Genomic DNA, 18,758 nt, shown 5'->3' with positions numbered 1-18,758 from the left:
CCCCCTCCTCGTCTCGGCCGGCCCCACAGCCCAGCCGAACCGCCCTCAACCGTTCTGCCGACGCCTCATTCCCACGAGCCGCGCCCACGCGCCGGCGATATCGCCAGGCGGAGCCATCCGGGCCAAGATCGGGAACCGGTGCCCGTCTTCCGGGTCGAGCATCGACCCGACTCCCGGCGGCACCAGGCTCAACAGCTCCGCTCCCGTCGCGGAGAAAAACCATCCTTCGCCGACGTGTGCGGCGAGCCGATCCGGAGTCGAGAACACCGGCATCCAACGACCCCGCGAACCCGTGTCGGTCACGAGCAAACCCGGCTGCTCGCTTCGCCGAGCCCACACCACAGCCTCGGCGAAGCCGTTCATGAAATCATTCAGGCCGCGGTACCCCTGCCACACTTCACCGGCAAGGACCGCAAGCGCCACTTCTGCCTTCCGCTCACCCACAGTCGACACTATAGGTAACTGCGCGAATGCAAGGTGAAAGCTCGGGAACCATTACATCCTTCACGCACCGGACGGTGCCGTTGTCAGACGATCAGGTCGAGGTCGCCCGCGCGGGTCGGAGACCGTCTGGCCGTGCCAGGATCGTGTCGCGCTCGGCGAAGTCCAGGCAGTGCTCCACGGGCAGAGGTCGTACCGGCGCGAGGGCGGTCCGGTTCCCCGAGGCGGGCTCAGGGTTGGAGTCCAGGGTTGACCTCCGGGCCGTTCCCCGATGTGCTGGCATCCGCGGTGGCACAGGATTGAGCCATGACGAACAGCGTGCGCCCCCCGAACGCCAGGAAGCTCTTCCGTAGCCGCACCGACCGCAAGCTGACTGGCGTGTGCGCCGGCTGGGCCGACTACCTCGGCGTCGACCCGTCGATGGTGCGCATCGCCGCCGTGGCCGGAGTGGTGCTCTCGGCCGGGGTGGTCCTCCCGGTCTACGCCGCGGCTGCCTTTCTCACACCGGACTCGGCCGAGACCGGCACCGCCACCGCCACCGAAACCGAGGCCACTACGGCCGCCTGACCCAGCCGGGCGCCGGGCGCAGGGGGTTCGGCGCCCTCCTCACCGCGAGCGGGGGCTCGCGGCAAGGAAACGCAGGGGAGAACGGGGTGCACGCCCCAGCGGGGGAAAGACGGAAGGGCCCGGATGCTGGGGAGCGTCCGGGCCCTTTCGCGCGCGCAGAAGGGCCCGGCGTAGTTCTCCGCGCCGTACGCCGGCAAAGCACTTCGGCCGTTCCCGGGAAGCCAGGCGGAACGACGACTCGTGCGCCGCGTCCTACCGGTATGACCCCTTCTGCGGTTCCGCGCTCCGTCGTCGCCGCTCGGGTGGTGGTGGGCACGCTCGGCGGACTGCTGATCCTCGTGGCCGGGGCGGTCTCGCTGCTGTTTCTGGTGCTCGGCTCGTCGTGCGACGAAAGCGGGCACACCGGCAAGTGCGCGGGCGAGATGGCGATGGCGCTCAGCCCGATCGCGGCCGTGCTGCCGACGGCCGTGGCCGCGATCGTCGTCGTCGGCCGGAGCCGGCAGGCCGGGGTCGCCTGGGGCTGGGGCCTGGGGCTGCTCGCCGCCGGTCTGGCCATACCGGTGGTGGAGTTCGTTTTGGTGGCCTACTGAAGGAAAAGCCCGGCCCGCCGAAGCGGACCGGGCTTTCCCAGGTGAAAGGGCCGGACTCAGAAGTCCATGCCACCCATGCCACCGGACGGGTCGGCCGGAGCGGCGGAAGCCTTCTCCGGCTTGTCCGCCACGACAGCCTCGGTGGTCAGGAACAGCGCCGCGATGGAGGCGGCGTTCTGCAGCGCGGACCGGGTGACCTTGGTCGGGTCCGGCACGCCGGCGGCGAGCAGGTCCTCGTAGACACCCGTGGCGGCGTTCAGGCCGTGGCCCTGCGGGAGGGACTTGACCTTCTCCGCCACGACGCCGCCCTCGAGGCCGGCGTTGATCGCGATCTGCTTGAGCGGCGCCTCGACGGCGACCTTGACGATGTTGGCCCCGGTGGCCTCGTCGCCCTCGAGCTTCAGGCCCGCGAACGCGGCCTCGGCGGCCTGGATCAGGGCCACGCCACCACCGGCGACGATGCCCTCTTCCACGGCGGCCTTGGCGTTGCGCACCGCGTCCTCGATGCGGTGCTTGCGCTCCTTGAGCTCGACCTCGGTCGCGGCACCGGCCTTGATGACGGCGACGCCGCCGGCCAGCTTCGCGAGCCGCTCCTGCAGCTTCTCCCGGTCGTAGTCGGAGTCCGAGTTCTCGATCTCCGCGCGGATCTGGTTGACGCGACCCTGGATCTGGTCGGCGTCGCCCGCACCCTCGACGATGGTGGTCTCGTCCTTGGTGATGACGGCCTTGCGAGCGCGGCCGAGCCACGACAGGTCCGCCTTGTCCAGGCTGAGGCCGACCTCTTCCGAGATGACCTGGCCACCGGTCAGGATCGCGATGTCCTGCAGGATGGCCTTGCGGCGGTCACCGAAGCCCGGCGCCTTGACCGCGACGGACTTGAAGGTGCCGCGGATCTTGTTGACGACCAGGGTGGCCAGGGCCTCGCCCTCGACGTCCTCGGCGATGATCAGCAGCGGCTTGCCGGACTGGATGACCTTCTCCAGCAGCGGCAGGACGTCCTTGACGTTGGAGATCTTGGAGCCGAAGAGCAGGACGTAGGGGTCCTCCAGCTCGGATTCCTGACGCTCCGGGTCGGTGACGAAGTAGCCGGAAATGTAGCCCTTGTCGAAGCGCATGCCCTCGGTGAGCTCGAGCTCCAGGCCGAAGGTGTTCGACTCCTCGACGGTGACGACGCCTTCCTTGCCGACCTTGTCCAGCGCCTCGGCGATCAGCTCGCCGATGGTGCGGTCAGCGGCCGAGATCGAGGCGGTAGCAGCGATCTGCTCCTTGGTCTCGATCTGGACGGCCATCTTGTGCAGCTGCTCGGTGATGGCCTCGACGGCCGCCTCGATGCCCCGCTTGAGGCTGATCGGGTCGGCACCCGCGGCCACGTTGCGCAGACCCTCGCGCACGAGCGCCTGGGCCAGCACGGTGGCGGTGGTGGTGCCGTCACCCGCGACGTCGTCGGTCTTCTTCGCAACTTCCTTGACGAGCTCGGCCCCGATCTTCTCCCACGGGTCTTCGAGCTCGATCTCCTTGGCGATGGAGACACCGTCGTTGGTGATGGTCGGCGCGCCCCACTTCTTCTCGAGCACGACGTTGCGGCCACGGGGGCCAAGCGTCACCTTGACGGCTTCGGCGAGGGTGTTCAGGCCGCGCTCAAGACCGCGGCGGGCGTCCTCGTCGAACGCGATCAATTTGGCCATAACGGTGTGGTCCTCCGGTATTGGGCGCCACCGCCGCGCTCTGGTGACAGCAGCGGCGGCAGCAGGACTCTTTCCTCGGCCAGGCTCGGTGCCCGCGACGGACGACCGGCCACTGGGGCCAGCCTCACCGTCCCGACCTTCAGGCGAGCAGTCGGTGACCACCCGCCTGGCACTCAACGGCGTCGAGTGCCAATGCCGTGTTTAGCACTCACCGGGTGAGAGTGCAAGAAGTGCAGGTCAGAGTTCAGTGGCTCGGGTGGATCGAGATCGAGGTCGGCGGCGCCTGGAGCGCGGACGAGGGCGCGGTGGGCGGCGAGCCGCCCGGGCCGACCGGGATTTCGGGAGCGGTGGTGGGGGTCACGTCCCCGCCGCTGTCGCTGGTGTCGCCGAACAGGAAGATCGCGCCGACGACCACCCCGGCGAGCACGAGCACGCCCAGGCCGATCCACAGCCACTTCAGCCCGCCGCCGCCCTTCGGCTGCTGGAACGCGCTGGGCCCGCCGGCCGGAGACGGCGGTCGCAGCCGCATCGGGTCACCGGGCGGACCGTAGTTCTGGGGCGGCCCGTAACCCGGCTGGCCCGGGTAACCGCCGTAGTTCTGCGGCGGGAAGCCCGGGGACGCCATCGCCGGGCGGCCGGGATGACCGCCGTAGCCGGAGGGCTGGCCGTACGGGGCGCCGGGGCGCTGGCCCAGGGCACTGTTCGGCTGGACCAGCGGGCTGGTGAGCGCGGAGCCGTTCGACTGGCCGGGAGCGCCCCAGCCGGACCCGGGACCACCGGCACCGGCGTTCTGCGGAACCGAACCTTGCTGGGCGGTAACCGGCCGACCGGCACTGGACTGGACGGCACTGGGCTGACCGGCTGCCGGTTGACCGGCCCCCGGTTGCGCCGCGGACGGGGCCACCCCGGCGACCGGCGGCGAACCCGGCGGGCCCGGCGGCGTGTCCGAAGCGGCCATCGGCCCCAACGCGGTGCGCGCGGCGGCGACCAGGGCGACGCAGTTCGGGTAGCGGTCGGCCGGGTTCTTGGCCATGCCCCGGCGGACCACGTCGTCCAGGGCGGCGGGCAGCCCGACCACCCGGGAGACCGAGGGGGGCTCGCCGTTGAGGTGGCCCTTGATCACGGTCGGCACATCGCCCTTGAACGGCGGGCTGCCGGTCAAGCAGGCGAAGAGCACGCAGGTCAGCGCGTACTGGTCGGTGCGCCCGTCCAGCGGCTCCCCGCGCAGGTGCTCGGGCGCGGCGTAGGTGGGCGAGCCGAGGAAGTCGCCGCCGCGGGTGCGGTGGCCGGTGGCGCCGCGGCGGGTCAGGCCGAAGTCGGCCACGTACACGTGCTCGCGCGAGGTCTCGCGGCTGGTGACCAGCACGTTGGCCGGTTTGACGTCGAGGTGGACCAGACCGCGGTTGTGCAGCGTGTCTAGGGCGTCGGCCACCTGGTCGAGCAGGGACAGCGCCCGCGCGGGGGCGACCGGGCCGCCGGAGATCAGGCCGGCCAGGTCACCGCCGTCGACCATGCGCATGGCGATGTAGAGCATGCCTTCGAGCTCGCCGAAGTCGTACAGCGGCACGATGTTGGCGTGGTCGATGGCGGAGGTGTTGCGGGCCTCGTCGACGAAGCGCTCGCGGAACTCGGCGTCGGCCCCGAGGTGGTCACCGATGACCTTCAGCGCCACCTTGCGGCCCAGCCGGACGTCCGTGGCCTGGTAGGTCACGGACATGCCGCCCTGGCCGAGGACCGAGTCGATCCGGTAGTTGCCCAGCCGTCGACCGGTGAGGTCCCCCGACACTTCGCCTGTCACGGTGCGCAGCTTAACGCCCGGGAATCCGCCGCCACTGCCGGTTCGGCCAACCGGCTCAGGGGCCGACCTTCCGGACGTCCGCGGCCTGACTGCGGCCGTCGCGGCCGGACTGGACTTCGAACTCCACTTGATCGCCTTCGTCGAGCGTGCGGAAACCGTCGGCCTGGATCGCCGAATAGTGCACGAAGACGTCCGGGCCCTCGGCGGATTCGATGAATCCGTAGCCCTTTTCCGAGTTGAACCATTTGACGGTGCCGGCAGCCACGGCGCCTCCCTCAGCGACGGAAAGTGCGCTTCACGCTACCGGAACGACGGCCTTCGGCAATGGGCAATCACCAGGTCGGTCAGACGTGCGAAACCCGCCGGTTCCGGGCCTGCACGAGCACGATGCCGGGTCCGGCGAAGTCCAGGACCAGCCCTTCGCCCGTCTTCACCGACTGCGGCCCGCTCGGGTCGACCGCCCGCAGCCGGCACTGCACCGTGTCCGGGTAGGCCAGCACGTAGTCGGACCGCACGGTGACCATCTCGCCCGCGGCCAGCTTGAACGAGTCCACCGGCCCGGGCGCGGTGAGCACGAGCGGTCCGGTGCCGCTGTAGTGGGCGAGGAAGCCCGAATCGGCGCCGAAGAGCTGCTGCAACGGCGCCCAGCCCTGGTCGTGGCGCACCGAGGCGGGCCGCGCGAGCACGGCGCCGTGGTGCACCGACCAGCCGGTGGTGCCGGTCAGCTCCAGCGGGTAGACGTCGCCGGGGCCGATCGGCGCGAGGTCGACCCAGCCGCCGTCGGCCGGGGCGGTGAACAGCGAGAGGCCCGGCTTGCGCGCCCCGCCGCGCGAGGGCGTGGACTCGGTCACGCCGAAGCTGGTCGCCAGCATGGTGTCGGCCGCCGACTGCACGGCTTCGCCCGGTGCCAGCGTGACTCGGGCGACGCCGAAGTTGGGCGTGTGCCTGGTGTGGACGCGCATGTCAGGAGCGCGACGGCAGACGGGCGGCGAGCCAGCTCACCAGCGACGCCGGATTGCGCGACTGGAGCAGCACCTGGCCGGGACCGGTGAAGTCGAACACGAGGCCTTCCCCGCTCTTCACGGACTGGATGGCGCCCGCCGCCGCTTTGCGGATCTGGAACTGCACGGAGTCGGCGTAGGCGACGACGTGCCCGGTGTCGACGGTGATGGCCTCGCCCGGCTGCAGCGTCACGGCCTCCATCGCGCCGTAGCAGGAGACGAGCAGTTCGCCCTGGCCGGTGGCGTGGCTGAGGAAACCGCCTTCGCCGCCCATCAGGTTCTTCATCCCGCCCCACTTGGTGTCGGTCCGCACGCCCTGGGCGGAGGCGAGCCAGCTGCCGCGCGTGACGCACCAGCCGGTGCGGCCGTCGAGGGTCACGGTCCGGACGTCGCCGGGCAGGTTCGGGGCGACGTCGACCCAGCCGCCGCCCGGCGGAGCGGTGAAGGTGGAGATGAAGAAGGACTCGCCGCCCAGGAAGGCGCGGCCGAGGCCCTTCATGATCCCGCCCTTGGCCTGCGACTGGACGGTCACGCCCGGGCTGGTCGCCATCATCGCGCCGGACTCGACCTGGACCGGCTCCCCGGCCGCCAGCGTCAACCGCGCCACCGCGAAGGACGGCTGGTGGCGAACCCCGACCTGCATGAGCACTCCCCTGATCCCGGACTCCTGCCGCGGGAGAGTGTTGCACGGCGGGCGCCGCGGGGGAGGATGGTCCGCGTGATCTCCGTCGACTCCTACCGCGCCACCGTGTCCGACCTGCTCGGTCGTTCCCCTGTGACCATCGTCCCGCTGGCCGGGGCCACCGGCCTCGTACTGGCCGAAGACGTGCACGCGGGGGTCTCGCTGCCGCCGTTCGACAACTCCGCGATGGACGGGTACGCGGTGCGCGCGGCCGACGTGGCCGGGGCCGGACCGGAGCGGCCGGTGACGCTGCCGGTGGCCGACGACATCCCGGCCGGCCGCGTGGACGTCGCCCCGCTGGAGCCGGGCACGGCGCACCGGATCATGACCGGCGCCCCGCTGCCGCCCGGCGCGGACGCGGTGGTGATGGTGGAGAACACCGACGGCGGCACCTCGACGGTGTCCGTCTCGGCCGCGCCCGCCGCCGGCACGCACGTGCGGCGCACCGGCGAGGACGTGGTGAAGGGGACGCTCGCGCTGGCCGCGGGGACCGTGCTCGGGCCCGCGCAGCTCGGTCTGGCCGCGGCCGTCGGCATGGCCGAGCTGGCGGTGCACCGGCCGCTGTCGGTGCTGGTGGCCTCGACCGGCACGGAGCTCATCGAGGCGCCGGAGCCGTTGCGGCACGGGCAGATCTACGAGTCCAACAGCGTGATGCTGGCCGCCGCGCTGCGCGGGCTGGGCTGCCGCGTCGAGGTGGTGCGCAGCGTGGTGGACGACGTCGGCGAGTTCCGCGCGGTGATCGAGCCGAAACTGGCCGGGGCCGACCTGCTGGTGACCTCCGGCGGCGTGTCCGCGGGCGCGTACGAGGTGGTGAAGGACGCGCTGAGCGGGCAGGGCGTGGAGTTCGGGAAGGTCGCGATGCAACCCGGCGGCCCCCAGGGCCACGGGCGGTGGAACGGTGTGCCGGTGGTGACCCTGCCGGGCAACCCGGTGAGCGTGCTGGTGTCGTTCGAGGCGTTCCTGCGCCCGGCCCTGCTCTCGGCCATGGGCCACACCGACGTCGACCGCCGCCGCGTCCGCGCCCGGCTCACCGAGGCGATGGCCTCCCCCCGCGGCCGCCGCCAGTTCCGCCGCGGCCACTACACCCCGTCCGAAGGCGAGGTCACCGGCGTGGTCGGCCCCCGCGGCGGTCCCGGCTCGCACCTGCTGGCCGCCTTCACGCAGGCGAACTGCCTGATCGTGCTGCCCGAGGACGTCACGGAGGCCGGCGAGGGGACGGAAGTGGACGTGCTGCTGCTGTGACCGGGCTCAGCGGGCGGGTTCCCGTCGGTACTGGGGGAAGTCCCGCAGCGGGCGCAGCGGGCTGAAGACCAGGATCGCGAGCGAGGCCAGTTGCACCACGCCCATCACGAGCATCGTCTCCCGTACCCCGAGCGTCTGGCCGAGGACCCCGCCGAGCAGGCCGCCCAGCGGGATGGTGCTGTAGTTGACCACGGCCGAGCAGGCGGTGATCCGGCCGAACAGCTCCGGCGGGCAGTAGCGCTGCCGGAAGGTGCCGGTGAGCACATTGGACCCGACGATCCCGGCGCAGACCGCGATCCCGGCGAGCACGAAGAACCCCAGTCCGTCCAGCGGCCCGAGCAGCATGCCCGGAGCGGCGAGGGCCTGGCACAGCAGGAACGCCCGGGCCGTGCCGAACCGGCCGGACAGCCGCCCGATCAGCAGCGCCGCGGCGACGCCGCCGACTTCGGCCAGCGCCAGCACGAGACCGATCGTGCCCGCCCCGGCCCCGAGCCGGCGGGCCAGGAAGACGACCTGGATCGAGGCGTACCCGTTGAGCGCGAGGTTGGACACCGCGCCGAACACCACCAGCACCCGCAGGTACGGATCCCCGGCGACGAACCGCAGTCCCTGGGCGACCTGGGTCCGCAGCCGCACCCGCGACCCGGCGACGGGTTTCTCCTCCCGCGCCCGGATCCCGCGCAGGAACAGCACGGACACCCCGAAGCTGAGCGCGTCGGCCAGCACCCCGCTCACCGGTCCGAAGAACCCCGCCATCAGCCCCGCGAGCCCGGGCCCGCCCACCTGCGCGGCCGATTCGCTGCCCAGCAACCGGGTGTTGGCCACGAGCAGCTGCTCACGGTCCACGAGCACGGTCAGGAAGCTGCGATAGGCGACGGAGAAGAACACCTTCGCCGTGCCCCCGGCGAGGGCGGCGCCGAGCAGGTACGGCATCGAAAGCACCCCGGCCAGCAGCGCGAGCGGGACACTCGCGAACACGACCATGGACGCGGTGTTGCAGGCCGCCATCACCGGCCGCTTCCGCATCCGGTCCACCCACGCCCCGGCCGGCAGCCCCACCACCAGCCACGGCAGCCACGCGACCGCCGTCAGCAGGGCCACCTCGAACGTCGAGGCCCGCAGGCCCACGACGGCCACCAGCGGCAGCGCCGTCCCGGCCACCGCGCTGCCCAGCATGCTGACCGTCTCGCCCGCCCACAGCAGCCGGAAGTCCCGGCCGAGGTGCTTCGGACCGGCCGGGACCGTCACGGCCGGGCCGGAAAACCGCGGGCGTAGAGGAACGCCGGACGACGCTCGACGCCGTCGTCGAGCTGGTCCCGCCCGGCGTACTCGCCGAACAGCGCGATGACCCGCTCGTTCAGCTCCGCCAGCTCCGCGGCGGACAGCCGGGCCCAGGTTTCGTTGCTGAACGACGAAAAGCGCCAGAGCGGCGGCTCCGTCTCGGCCGACGCCAGCCACGCGCGGGCCAGCGAGGACTGCCGGTCGAGGTTCAAGGTCTCCGCCGCGTCGGCGACGGGGTCGTCCACGAAGTCCGCCGAAGACCACGACAGGGCGCTCGAAGGCCGCCGCCACCAGCGCTCGCGCCGGTCGCGCGCCAGCTCGGGAGCCTCCTCCACCAGCGACGCGCCCGCCAGCACCTTCAGGTGGTGGCTCACGTTCCCCACCGCCTGGCCGGTCTTCTCCGCCAGCGCCGACGCCGTGGCCGGGCCGTCGAGCTTCAGCAGGTCGAGCAGGCGGCGGCGCAGCGGGTGCGACATCGCCGCCAGTACCCGGGAGTCGCGGATCGCGTGGATCTCGAGGTCGGCCATTCGCACAAGAGTAGTTGCACAACGTCTCTTGTACAACTGTTCTTGTCTAAATCGGCCCCGGTATCCTCAGCCCATGGGCTTCTTCACCTGGATCATCTTCGGCGCGCTGGTCGGCTGGATCGCCAACCTCGTGGTCGGCGGGGTGGACCGGCGGCAGCAGGGCTGCCTGGTCAGCGTGCTGGTCGGGGTGCTCGGCGCGGCCCTCGGCGGGTTCGTCTACCAGGTCGCCACCGGCGAGCACCAGCGGTTCGGCTTCGACTTCCCCAGCTTCGGCGTCGCCATCCTCGGCGCGATCGTGCTGCTGGCGGTCCTGCGGCTGGCCGGGTTCGCGGGCCGGCGCCGCGACCGTGACCGTTTGTAACGGTTTGCCCACGTCTGGTCAGCGACCACCGCGGACCACTAAGCTCAGCGGTCCCGCACGCGGGTGCGTGCGTCGTCGGGGGACGCATGCACCCGCGCTGCGTGGCGCAGCACCCGCACCGCGCGGGCCGGGTCGACCAGGATCGGCACCGGCACCGAAGCGACATCGCGGCACCAGGCGCACAGCAGCTCGGTCAGCGGATCCGGTACTCCCATCATCACCTCGGCCGGTCGGCCCGGGGACCGGCCCCGAGCGGCGTCAACTACCCGGAGTCATCGAAGATCTCGACCGAACGTTAGCGCTCAGTGGCCACCGCCACCCGAGCCGGGGAGCCCGGCCGGGGGAGGCGGAACCGCACCCACCAGGGGCGAACGTCCCCGCCCGGCGACGAGCGGTAGCGTGAAGCCCGATTCGGACGCATCCCGTCCCTCCACCCCTCCGACGACGAACAGCGGGGAAACCGACCAATGAGCGGCAAGCCCACCGGCAACCCCCTCGCGCACGCCGTCCAGCTGGCCCGGGAGACCGTGCCGCCGATGCACCCGGCGGGCCGCCCGTTCGTGTTCGGCGGACTGGCCGCGACGCTGGTGCTGCGCCGGTTCTCTTCGCGCCTCGGCCTCGCCGGCGCACTCGCGACCGCGGCCACCGCGGCGTTCTTCCGCGAGCCGAAGCGCGTGGCGCCCGCCCGCGACCACGTCGCGGTGGCCTCCGCCGACGGGCTGGTCTCCCTGATCGAGGAGGCCGTGCCGCCGCCCGAGCTGGGCCTGCCCGCCGTGCCGCGGATGCGCGTCAGCGTGTTCCTCTCCGTGTTCGACGTGCACGTCCAGCGCGCGCCGGCCACCGGCGTGATCGAGAAGGTGGCCTACCGCCCGGGCAAGTTCCTGTCCGCGGACCTGGACAAGGCGAGCGAGGACAACGAGCGCAACTCCGTGCAGATGCGCACCGACGACGGCCACGAGCTCGTCGTCGTGCAGATCGCCGGGCTCGTCGCGCGCCGCATCCTGTGCGAGGTCCGCGCGGGTGACGCGGTGTCCGCCGCCGAGACCTACGGCATCATCCGGTTCGGCTCCCGGGTCGACCTGTACCTGCCGCCCGGCAGCCGCGTCCTGGTCTCGAAGGGCCAGCGCACGGTCGGCGGCGAGACGGTGATCGCCGAGCTGCCCGCGCTGGGAGAAGGCTGACCATGGTCCGCGTGACCACCCCGGGCATCCGGCTGCTGCCGAACGCCATCACCGTGCTGGCGCTGTGCGCCGGGCTCTCCTCGGTGCAGTTCGCGCTCACGAACAACTACGCCATGGCGATCGCCTCCATCGGCATCGCCGCCGTGCTGGACGCCCTCGACGGCCGTATCGCGCGCCTGCTCGACGCGACGTCGAAGATGGGCGCGGAACTCGACTCGCTGTCCGACGGCATCTCCTTCGGCGTCGCGCCCGCGCTGGTGCTGTACGTGTGGCAGTCCGGCGGCGACCGCATCGGCTGGGTCGCGTCGCTGATCTTCGCGGTCTGCATGATCCTGCGGCTGGCGCGCTTCAACACCCTGCTCGACGACACCGACCAGCCGGCCTACGCGAGCGAGTTCTTCGTCGGCGTGCCCGCCCCGGCCGGCGGGCTGGTCGCGATGCTGCCGCTGATCCTGACCCTGCAGTGGGGCCGCGGCTGGTGGTCCGAGCAGTACGTGGTGCTGGTGTGGACGATCGCCGTGGCCGCCCTGCTGATCAGCCGCATCCCCACGCTGTCGCTCAAGACGGTGAAGGCCCCGGCCAAGGCGATCGCGCCCCTGCTGGTGGGGGTCGGCCTGCTGGCCGCGGCGATCATCCAGTTCCCGCTGGTGGCGCTGGCCGCCGCGATGGTGCTGTACCTGCTGCACATCCCGTACGCGGTCTACCGCAACCGCTGGCTCGCGGCGCACCCCGAGGCTTGGACGGTCCCGCCGCGCGAGCGCCGCGCCATCCGCCGCGCCCGCAGCCAGCGCCGCCTCCGGCTCCGCCCGGCCTCTCGCCGCGTCGCGGGTGCCGCCAGGCGGGCGGTCCGGCTGCCCCGCAACGGCACCGACTACGTCCACCCCCATCGGACCCGCACCCCGGGTTCGAACTCGGCCGCCCCGAGTTCGGCCACCGGGCCCGGTCAGCGCCGCCGAAGCTGGCGGCGGATCGGGATCCGGCGCCGGTAAGCCCGCCGGTCGGGCCGGCCGGAACGTCCTGAGCGCTCGCGGGCGCTCGCGTGGCTAGGGTGAGCAGGGTGAGCGACCCGCAGATCACGCTGACCGTCCGGCACACCCCGTCCGTCCTCGACGCCCGGCGCGGCGTGGTGCGGCTGCACCCCGAGGTGCTCGACGCGCTGGGCCTGCGGGCCTGGGACGCCGTGCACCTCACCGGCGCCCGCCGCAGCGTGGCGCTGGCGGCACCGGCGGACGAGGCGGGCACGCCCGGGGTGGTGCTGACCGACGACGTCACCATGTCGAACCTCGGCGTCACCGAGGGGGCCGAGATCGTCGTCGCGCCGGCCGAGGTGGCCGCGGCCAGGACGGTGACGGTCGCCGGTTCGCGGATGGCCAGTGCGTCGGTGCCGCCGCAGACCCTGCGGCTGGCGCTGACCGGCAAGGTGGTCACTCTCGGCGACGCGGTTTCCCTGCTCCCGCAGGACCTTTCCCCGGCTCCGGGCTCCGACGTGATCGCCGTGCGCGGCCAGCTCTCCCGCGCGATCGGCGCGACCTGGACCAACGAGCTGCTCACCGTGACCACCACCGAGCCGGCCGGGGTGGTCGCGATCGGACCGTCCACTGTGGTCAGCTGGCGGGACGGCGCGCGCACCGGCGAGCCGGCCGGCGGCGAACCCCCGGCGCGCAGCGCGACGGCGCTGGTCCGCAGCACCGCGGTCACCGCGGCCGAGGACTACATCGACGCCGAGATCATCGAAGAGGCCGAGCCGGAGTCGGCCGAGCCGGTGCCGCCGGTGACCGACCTGGCCGGTGCGGAGACCGCGGCGCGCAAGCTGGCCGAGTGGTTCGACCTGGCCTTCCACCGGCCGGACCTGCTCGCGCGGCTCGGCACCACGGCCCACCTCGGGGTGCTGCTGTCCGGTCCGGAGGGCGTGGGCAAGGCCACGCTCGTGCGCTCGGTGGCCCGGGCCGAGAACGTGCGGGTGGTGTCGCTGACCGGGCCGAACATCGCCGTGCTGGAGCCGAACGCCGCGCACTCCCGCCTGCGCGAGGCGATCGCCCAGGCCGCCGGGGGTGACGGTCCGGCGGTGCTGCTGATCAACGACGTCGACGCCCTGCTGCCCGCCACCCAGCCACCGCCGGTGGCCACCGTCCTGCTGGAGGAGCTGCGCGCGGGCCTGCGGCGCGAGGGCGTCGCCCTGGTGGCCACGACCCAGCGCGCGGAGTCCGCCGACCCCCGGCTGCGCACCGCCGAACTGCTCGACCGCGAGCTGGGCCTGCCGCTGCCCGACGCGAAGACCCGCACCGAGCTGCTGCGGATCCTGCTCCGTGACGTGCCGGTGGAGACCGGCGCCGACCTGGGCGCGCTGGCCGAGCGGACGCCCGGGTTCGTCGCCGCGGACCTGATCGCGCTGCGCCGGGACGCGGCGCTGCGGGCCGCGCTGCGCCAGCGCGACGCCGCGGAGCCGCGGATCTCCCAGCAGGACCTGCTGGACGCGCTGGCCACCGTCCGGCCGATCTCGTTGTCCACTTCGGACAACCTGGCCACCGGCGGGCTGACCCTGGACGACGTCGGCAACATGGTCGAGATCAAGCAGGCGCTGACCGAAACCGTGCTCTGGCCGCTGCGCTACCCGGACTCGTTCGCCCGGCTGGGGGTCGACCCGCCGCGCGGTGTGCTGCTCTACGGCCCGCCCGGCGGCGGCAAGACGTTCCTGGTCCGCGCGCTGGCGGGCACGGGCGCGCTGAACGTGTTCGCGATCAAGGGGGCCGAGCTGCTGGACAAGTGGGTCGGCGAGTCGGAGCGGGCGGTGCGCGAGCTGTTCCGGCGGGCCGCCGACGCCGCGCCCTCGCTGATCTTCCTGGACGAGATCGACGCGCTCGCCCCGCGGCGCGGGCAGTCCTCGGACTCCGGGGTGGCCGACCGGGTGGTCGCCGCCCTGCTCACCGAGCTGGACGGGGTGGAGCCGATGCGGGAGGTCGTGGTGCTGGGCGCCACCAACCGGCCCGAGCTGGTCGACCCCGCGCTGCTGCGGCCCGGGCGGCTGGAGCGGCGCGTCTACCTGCCGCCGCCGGACACCGGGTCGCGGGCCGCGATCCTGGTCGCCAGCTCGAAGAACACCCCGCTGGCCGCCGATGTGGACCTGACGGAGCTGGCGTCCACGCTGGACGGTTACTCCGCCGCCGACTGCGCCGCGCTCATCCGCGAGGCCGCGCTCACCGCGATGCGCGAGTCGCTGTCGGCCCACGAGGTCACTTCGGCGCACCTGGCCGCGGCGCGCACGGCGGTGCGGCCGTCGCTGGACCCGGCGCAGCTGGCCACGCTGGAGGCTTATGCCCAGGCGCAGCGGGAACGCTGAAAGAAAAAAAGGGGGGCCGCCGGAATTCCGGCGGCCCCCCTTTTCCGGGTCGGCTCAGCTGCCCTTGTGCCCGGACTGGTAGTCCTTGGTGATGATCACCACCACGCCGGGGCTGGCGTCCTGGATGCCCTGGAACCGCGGCAGCGCCTGGAGGCCGAACTCGGTGGCCAGTTGCCGGGCCGCCGCCTCCTCGTCGGTGCCGGGGCGGAAGTAGGCCGTGGTGTGGTCGATCACGCCCTGGGAGTAGTTGTCGACCACGGGCACGTTCCAGCCCGCGGCGCGGAAGTCGTCCGCGGCCTGCTCGGCCAGGTGCTTGATCAGCGAGTTGTTGAACACCCGCACGGTGACCCACTTGTTGGACGCCTGCTGGCCCACCCCCGGCTGGCCGGGCTGACCGGGCTGGCTGCCGGGCTGCCCCGGCTGCCCCGGCTGGCCGGTGGTCTGGCCGCCCGGTGGGGCCGTCGGGGAAGAACCCGGTGCGGTCGAAGAGGAGGGCGGCACGCTGGGAGACGAAGGCGCGCTCGACGAGACCGGGGCCGAGGAAGAGGGCTCGCCGGTCGAGGGCGGGGACGAGGGTCCGGCCGAGGGGCTGGGACCGGCGGTGTCGTTCGACCCGCCACTGGTCGCCAGGGTGACACCGCCGATCACCGCGGCGACCACGGCCACCCCGATCAGGGCGACGCCCGCGGCCCGCATCGGCCGGGAAAGTCCGGAAAGGAAGCTCATGACAGTTCGATCCCCAGCCGCCGGGCGCCGCGCTTGCGCTGCCGCGCAGCCCGGGTCTTGCGAAGCCGTTTCACCAGCATCGGATCGGCCTCCACCGCCTCGGGCTTCTCCAGCAGCGTGTTCAGCAGCTGGTAATAGCGGGTCGAAGACAGCGAAAAGCGCTCACGGATGGCGTTCTCCTTGGCGCCGGCGTGGCGCCACCACTGACGTTCGAAGGCGAGGATCTCGACCTCGCGCCCGGTCAGGCCACCCACCGTCTCCGGCGGCGACGGCTGGTCCTCAGCCATCGACTCCGCGGCGTCCATGTGGCTCCTCGTGCTCGGTTTCGGCTGTCCTTCCGCGGGCGCCATTCAACCACGGAAGCCCATCCCGGCCGGGGCATCCGAACCGGCGCGTCACGGTCCGATCCAGGTGTAGCAGAAGGGTCCGACTAAACTCGCCGCTCGTGACCGTCCACGCCATCCGCATCGCCGGCGACCCGGTGCTGCACCAGCCGACCCGCGAGATCACGCAGTTCGACGAAGAGCTGCGCACCCTCGCCGACGACATGTTCGAGACGATGTACGCCGCCGAGGGGGTCGGCCTCGCGGCCAACCAGATCGGCCTCGACCTGCGGCTGTTCGTCTACGACTGCCCGGACGACGAGGGCGTCGAGCACCGCGGCGCGGTGGTCAACCCGAAGCTGGAGACCTCCGAGGTCCCGGAGACCATGCCCGACCCGGACGAGGACTGGGAGGGCTGCCTCTCGGCCCCCGGCGAGTCGTACCCGACGGGCCGCGCCGCCTGGGCCAAGGTGACCGGCCTCGACCTGGACGGCAACCCGATCGAGATCGAGGGCACCGGCTACTTCGCCCGCTGCCTTCAGCACGAGACCGACCACCTCGACGGCTACATCTACCTCGACCGCCTGGTCGGCCGCCACGCCCGCGCGGCGAAGAAGATGCTGAAGAAGAACAAGTGGGGTGAGCCCGGCCTGAGCTGGACGCCACCCGTGGAGCCCGCGGACGCCTGAGGCTCGGCCCCCGGGGTCCTCGAAACCCCGCCAGCCGGGCCCTGAGGCCCGCACGACCCGAGTGGGGCGGGGCGAGCGGGCCCGACGGCGTTCACCAGAAGTTCACCAGCCGCCGGTCAGCACCCGAGGAAGTGGCAGCGCACCACCGCGGGCTGCTCGATCACCGAGCCTTCCCGCACCGCCCAGGCCAGCCGCACGTACTGCGCGTGCGTCCAGGCCAGCGGGGTGGCCGAACCGGTCGGTGTGCCCGGGGCGAACCCGGGACCGCCCGAAGGCGGGTTCTCGTCCCAGACCTGCTCCGGCATGGTGTCCGCCGGACTCGCCACCCGGCCCAGGTCGCGCAGCCGTCCGGCCGCCGCGCGCCGGTCGCCGGCCGCCAGCTCGTACTCGCCGCGCTCCCCGGCCAGCAGGGGCCAGAGCCGTCCGTACGTGCTGCGGCTCCCGGCCGGGAACGTGTAGTCCCACGGGGCGCCGTCGGTCTGCTCGCCGTAGCCGTCCTGGGTGTAGCGGTGCCAGAAGCGGCCGTTCGGCGTGAGGTAGGAGATGTCCGCGTCGGTGACCTCGACGCTGGTGCGGATCACCGGGTCGTCCGGGGCGTAGATGCCGAGCCGCACCAGTTCGAGGAAGCCCGCGTCGGTGACCGCGCGCTGGTCCGCCGTGACCGAGGAGTTGCCGAGGTTGTACCGCGTCCCGGCGTTCGCGTCGCCGTCCTTGGTCAGCCGTACGAAGTACGGGTCCTTCGACAGCGGCCCGTCGGTCGTGACGGTCTGCTTGACCAGCCCGGCCTTGAACGCGTCGGCCGCCGCCAGGTAACGCCGCGCGTCGGCCGCGGCGCCGTTGCGGGCGGCCAGGTCGGCCGCGCACACCAGTCCGGCGATCACCGCCGCGATCGTCGACGGCGAGTACCCGTCCTGCTCCTCCCAGCGCTCCTGCTGCGTGTACGGCGACGCTTTCCCGTTGTCCGCGCGGTAGTCCAGCAGGAAGTCCGCCGCCTTCTTCACCCCCGGCCACACGTCGGCGCGTCCGAGCTGCTGCGCCAGCACGATCGGGAACGCCGTCTCGTCGAGCTGCACCGAGGTCCAGTACGGCTTGCCGTCGACGTTGCTGTTCTGCGGCAGGTGCCCGTCCGGTAGCTGCTGGGTGCCGAACAGGTAGTCCACGGACCGGTTCGCCGCCGCGCGGTCCCCGGCGGCCAGCAGACCGGTCGCGATCTGGTAGAGGTCACGCGGCCACACCAGGTGGTAGGTGCCCGAAGGCGAGTACGCGGGATCGTTGTCGCCGAACCGCCAGGGCATGCTGGGCGAGGCGATGAAGGCGCCGGGGTGGTGCTTGTCCTCACTGGCGGCCAAGGTCAGCACCGAGGCGGTGTAGAGGTTCCGCTCGCTGCCCGTCTTCAGCGAAGACGGGGGCCGGCTCACCGTCCTCAGGTACGCCTGCCAGCCGCGGTCGTAAGCCCGTTCGGCGTCGCGGAAACCACGCCGTTGCGAAGCGCGGGAATGGTCCGCCGCGGCCGCTCGGTCCGCGCCCATCCCGAGCGCGAGCGTGACGTGCCGCGACCGCACTCCGTCGGCCGCCGTCCGTCCGGTCAGGACGACGTTTCCCTTGTCCGCACTGGTGTACGGCACCAGCCGATGGGTCTTCGTCAACTGCGTGACGCCGTCGGACGCGCCCGCGTAACCCACGCTCGTGCCGGTGAACGACGGCGAAGCGGTCAGCGCCGCCGCGGTCTTGCCGTCGCTCGCGGTGAGCAGCGGGCCGGACGCGCGGGCCGAATCGTCGGAGCCGTCGTTCGTGAGGTCCGGATCGGCGACCGCGTAGAGCTGGTACGGCCGCCCGGTCAGCGAGGTGAAGTCGACGTCCACCAGCACACTCGCGCGGGCCGGGTCGGTCACGTAGGTCTTGCTCAGGCGCCAGCGGTGCTGATCGTCGGTGATGGTCTGCCGGTAGGTCAGGCTGTCGCCGTCCACGCGGCGCACCTGCTGCGCGCGGGCGGAGGAGTCCACCGTGGCGAAGCCGCGCCCGTCGCTGACCACCAGTTCCAGCGAACGGACACCGGGCGTGGACAGATCGGGGTAGTAGACCTCCGACATCCGCCCGGCCTGCAGGGTGAACCAGACGTCGCTGCCGCGCTCCCGGGCCGTGCCGAAGCCGGTCTTGTCCGCGGGCAGCCAGCTCGGGCGCGTGCCCGGCGCCCCGGGAGCCGCACCCCCGGCGGCGTTCGCGACGGCCGGGACCAGGCCGGTCACCAGCACCGCGGCCAGCGCCAGCGGCAGGGCTTTTCGCATGTCCACCCCCAGGTGGGAATCCTTCGCGCCCGGTTGCGCGGA

20 protein-coding genes are annotated in these 18,758 nt (G+C 72.6%); 8 read left to right on the top strand and 12 right to left on the bottom strand.

Annotated elements, in window-relative coordinates; all coding sequences use genetic code 11:
- Positions 1-45: 45 nt before the first annotated feature.
- The gene (locus NYF13_RS09275; RefSeq protein ID WP_315655633.1) at positions 46-444 is read right to left on the bottom strand and encodes a hypothetical protein; all 399 of its coding nucleotides are present in this window, start codon (positions 442-444) and stop codon (positions 46-48) included.
- Positions 445-747: 303 nt separating this feature from the next.
- On the opposite strand from NYF13_RS09275, the gene NYF13_RS09270 reads away from it, so the two are divergent.
- Entirely contained in the window at positions 748-1,008 is a 261-nt protein-coding gene (locus NYF13_RS09270; protein ID WP_315655632.1) for a PspC domain-containing protein, read from the top strand.
- A 260-nt stretch (positions 1,009-1,268) separates the two neighbouring features.
- Positions 1,269-1,598, top strand: coding sequence for a hypothetical protein (locus NYF13_RS09265; RefSeq protein ID WP_315655631.1), 330 nt, complete (start codon positions 1,269-1,271; stop codon positions 1,596-1,598).
- A 56-nt stretch (positions 1,599-1,654) separates the two neighbouring features.
- Here NYF13_RS09265 and groL read toward each other — a convergent pair whose 3' ends face one another.
- The 5 genes from groL to NYF13_RS09240 all read right to left on the bottom strand — a co-directional run bounded on the left by groL (position 1,655) and on the right by NYF13_RS09240 (position 6,725).
- Positions 1,655-3,283 carry a chaperonin GroEL gene (gene groL, locus NYF13_RS09260; protein ID WP_315655629.1) on the bottom strand — a complete coding sequence of 543 codons (1,629 nt, stop codon included), beginning with the start codon at positions 3,281-3,283 and terminating at the stop codon, positions 1,655-1,657.
- A 244-nt stretch (positions 3,284-3,527) separates the two neighbouring features.
- Complete coding sequence (locus tag NYF13_RS09255) at positions 3,528-5,081, bottom strand: serine/threonine-protein kinase (RefSeq protein WP_315655628.1); 1,554 nt, start codon at positions 5,079-5,081, stop codon at positions 3,528-3,530.
- Positions 5,082-5,136: 55 nt separating this feature from the next.
- Entirely contained in the window at positions 5,137-5,346 is a 210-nt protein-coding gene (locus NYF13_RS09250) for a cold shock domain-containing protein (RefSeq protein WP_315655627.1), read from the bottom strand.
- Positions 5,347-5,425: 79 nt separating this feature from the next.
- Positions 5,426-6,043 (bottom strand): AIM24 family protein, encoded by a 618-nt coding sequence (locus tag NYF13_RS09245; RefSeq protein ID WP_315655626.1) that lies wholly within the window; start codon positions 6,041-6,043, stop codon positions 5,426-5,428.
- Between the two features lies 1 nt (position 6,044).
- Complete coding sequence (locus NYF13_RS09240; RefSeq protein WP_315655625.1) at positions 6,045-6,725, bottom strand: TIGR00266 family protein; 681 nt, start codon at positions 6,723-6,725, stop codon at positions 6,045-6,047.
- A 75-nt stretch (positions 6,726-6,800) separates the two neighbouring features.
- Between NYF13_RS09240 and glp the strand changes: the two genes are divergently transcribed.
- Positions 6,801-8,006, top strand: a complete 1,206-nt coding sequence (glp, locus tag NYF13_RS09235) for a gephyrin-like molybdotransferase Glp (protein ID WP_315655623.1) — start codon at positions 6,801-6,803, stop codon at positions 8,004-8,006.
- A gap of 6 nt (positions 8,007-8,012) precedes the next feature.
- Here glp and NYF13_RS09230 read toward each other — a convergent pair whose 3' ends face one another.
- Entirely contained in the window at positions 8,013-9,182 is a 1,170-nt protein-coding gene (locus tag NYF13_RS09230; RefSeq protein ID WP_396287265.1) for an MFS transporter, read from the bottom strand.
- 68 nt (positions 9,183-9,250) lie between these two features.
- Positions 9,251-9,814 (bottom strand): winged helix-turn-helix domain-containing protein, encoded by a 564-nt coding sequence (locus NYF13_RS09225; protein ID WP_315655620.1) that lies wholly within the window; start codon positions 9,812-9,814, stop codon positions 9,251-9,253.
- A 73-nt stretch (positions 9,815-9,887) separates the two neighbouring features.
- On the opposite strand from NYF13_RS09225, the gene NYF13_RS09220 reads away from it, so the two are divergent.
- Entirely contained in the window at positions 9,888-10,175 is a 288-nt protein-coding gene (locus NYF13_RS09220; protein WP_315655619.1) for a GlsB/YeaQ/YmgE family stress response membrane protein, read from the top strand.
- A gap of 44 nt (positions 10,176-10,219) precedes the next feature.
- Here the strand turns inward: NYF13_RS09220 and NYF13_RS09215 are convergent, their stop codons facing one another.
- Positions 10,220-10,390, bottom strand: a complete 171-nt coding sequence (locus tag NYF13_RS09215) for a hypothetical protein (protein ID WP_315655618.1) — start codon at positions 10,388-10,390, stop codon at positions 10,220-10,222.
- Between the two features lie 252 nt (positions 10,391-10,642).
- Here NYF13_RS09215 and NYF13_RS09210 point away from each other — a divergent pair, with 252 nt between their 5' ends.
- From NYF13_RS09210 to NYF13_RS09200, 3 genes are all read left to right on the top strand, one after another.
- Positions 10,643-11,356 carry a phosphatidylserine decarboxylase gene (locus NYF13_RS09210; RefSeq protein WP_315655617.1) on the top strand — a complete coding sequence of 238 codons (714 nt, stop codon included), beginning with the start codon at positions 10,643-10,645 and terminating at the stop codon, positions 11,354-11,356.
- A gap of 2 nt (positions 11,357-11,358) precedes the next feature.
- Positions 11,359-12,345 (top strand): CDP-diacylglycerol--serine O-phosphatidyltransferase, encoded by a 987-nt coding sequence (gene pssA, locus NYF13_RS09205; RefSeq protein WP_315655616.1) that lies wholly within the window; start codon positions 11,359-11,361, stop codon positions 12,343-12,345.
- Between the two features lie 68 nt (positions 12,346-12,413).
- Positions 12,414-14,693 carry an AAA family ATPase gene (locus NYF13_RS09200; protein WP_315655615.1) on the top strand — a complete coding sequence of 760 codons (2,280 nt, stop codon included), beginning with the start codon at positions 12,414-12,416 and terminating at the stop codon, positions 14,691-14,693.
- 54 nt (positions 14,694-14,747) lie between these two features.
- Here the strand turns inward: NYF13_RS09200 and NYF13_RS09195 are convergent, their stop codons facing one another.
- Together NYF13_RS09195 and NYF13_RS09190 are read right to left on the bottom strand one after the other, a co-directional pair.
- Entirely contained in the window at positions 14,748-15,419 is a 672-nt protein-coding gene (locus tag NYF13_RS09195) for a LytR C-terminal domain-containing protein (protein ID WP_315655614.1), read from the bottom strand.
- Complete coding sequence (locus NYF13_RS09190; protein WP_315655613.1) at positions 15,416-15,724, bottom strand: DUF3263 domain-containing protein; 309 nt, start codon at positions 15,722-15,724, stop codon at positions 15,416-15,418. Before NYF13_RS09190 ends, NYF13_RS09195 begins: the two co-directional genes overlap by 4 nt.
- Positions 15,725-15,864: 140 nt before the next feature.
- Here NYF13_RS09190 and NYF13_RS09185 point away from each other — a divergent pair, with 140 nt between their 5' ends.
- Positions 15,865-16,431: a peptide deformylase gene (locus tag NYF13_RS09185; RefSeq protein ID WP_315655612.1), complete on the top strand. Its 567-nt coding sequence runs from the start codon at positions 15,865-15,867 to the stop codon at positions 16,429-16,431.
- A 116-nt stretch (positions 16,432-16,547) separates the two neighbouring features.
- Here the strand turns inward: NYF13_RS09185 and NYF13_RS09180 are convergent, their stop codons facing one another.
- Positions 16,548-18,716, bottom strand: coding sequence for a glycoside hydrolase family 15 protein (locus NYF13_RS09180; protein ID WP_315655611.1), 2,169 nt, complete (start codon positions 18,714-18,716; stop codon positions 16,548-16,550).
- Between the last annotated feature and the right edge of the window lie 42 nt (positions 18,717-18,758).

The sequence above is a fragment of the Amycolatopsis sp. PS_44_ISF1 genome (genome assembly GCF_032335455.1).
Classification (GTDB): domain Bacteria; phylum Actinomycetota; class Actinomycetes; order Mycobacteriales; family Pseudonocardiaceae; genus Amycolatopsis.
Note: the sequence above shows the minus strand (reverse complement) of the source record. Positions and strands in the feature narration are given on the sequence as shown.